Annotated in this window: 1 protein-coding gene and 1 pseudogene; both read left to right on the forward strand. The window is 46.2% G+C overall.

The annotated features are described in order from the left end of the window. Positions 1–741, forward strand: a 741-nt coding sequence (locus ACTXGO_RS14235; RefSeq protein ID WP_443574973.1) for an ABC transporter permease subunit, incomplete at its 5' end; no start/stop codon positions are given. Further along, positions 741–1,145 (forward strand): annotated as a pseudogene (gene potC, locus ACTXGO_RS14240) (spermidine/putrescine ABC transporter permease PotC); the annotation flags it as partial. The gene ACTXGO_RS14235 and the pseudogene potC, both read left to right, overlap by 1 nt.

Below are 1,145 nucleotides of genomic sequence, written 5' to 3' on the forward strand. Positions count from 1 at the left end.
GCGTTTATCAGCTTGCCGGTCACTATTGAGAGCTATATACGCCTAGTTGATCCGCTATATTTTGAGGTCTTCGTTCATTCACTCTGGATGGCAGGGATTACTACCGTGATCTGTTTGCTGCTTGGTTATCCCTTTGCTTGGCTCGTCTCCAAAACAAATGGTCGCTGGCAGGCGTTACTGATGATGTTATTGATATTGCCCTTTTGGACCAATTCTTTAGTACGAACTTATGCGCTCAAATTACTATTTGCCAATAACGGTTTGATTAATAAATTATTGCTTGGCATTGGCATAATCGATACCCCTATTAATATCTTATATACGCAAGGCGCGGTCATCGCGGGTTTAACGTATTTATTATTTCCCTTTATGGTGTTGCCACTCTATGCCGTGTTTACGGATCTGCGCGATGATATGCTGCTGGCGTCACAAGATTTGGGCGCCTCAAAAACGCAAACCTTTTGGCATGTGGTGCTGCCCTTGACCACGCCGGGGATTATCTCAGGCGTACTCTTGGTGTTATTGCCGGCGATGGGGATGTTCTATGTCGCTGATGTCTTAGGCGGCTCGCGCAATTTGCTAGTCGGTAATATCATCAAAAACCAATTTTTGGATGCGCGTGATTGGCCGTTCGGCGCGGCAGCGAGTGTGCTGTTAACGTTAGCGATGGCGGTGTTGCTCCTAGCCTATCGCGCTAGTAGTAAGCGTATCGGCAAAACTGACTTCAATGAGGTGGCGTAATGTCGAGCCTACGTACACAAAAGATAGGCCGTATCGCCGCCAAAGGTTATCTGGGACTCATTTATACGCTACTGTATTTGCCCATTATTGTCTTGGTTGTGATGTCTTTTAATGAGTCAAAGATCAGCTACAACTGGGGCGGCTTTAGCCTTAAATGGTATGAGTCTTTGTTCAATAACCAAGCCATGCTTGATGCGTTTTGGCACTCCATTGTGTTGGGATTGGTCGCGGCAACGGTCTCAACCTTGATTGGGACACTGACGGCTCTCGCCTTACACCGCTATCAGTTCCGCGGCAAAGGGCTATTAAACGGACTATTATTTGTATTGATGATGTCGCCTGAGATTGTGCTGGCGATATCTTTACTAGCATTGTTTTTATTAATTGGTCTGCAGCTTGGCTTT

The sequence above is a fragment of the Psychrobacter sp. T6-1 genome, assembly GCF_052258445.1.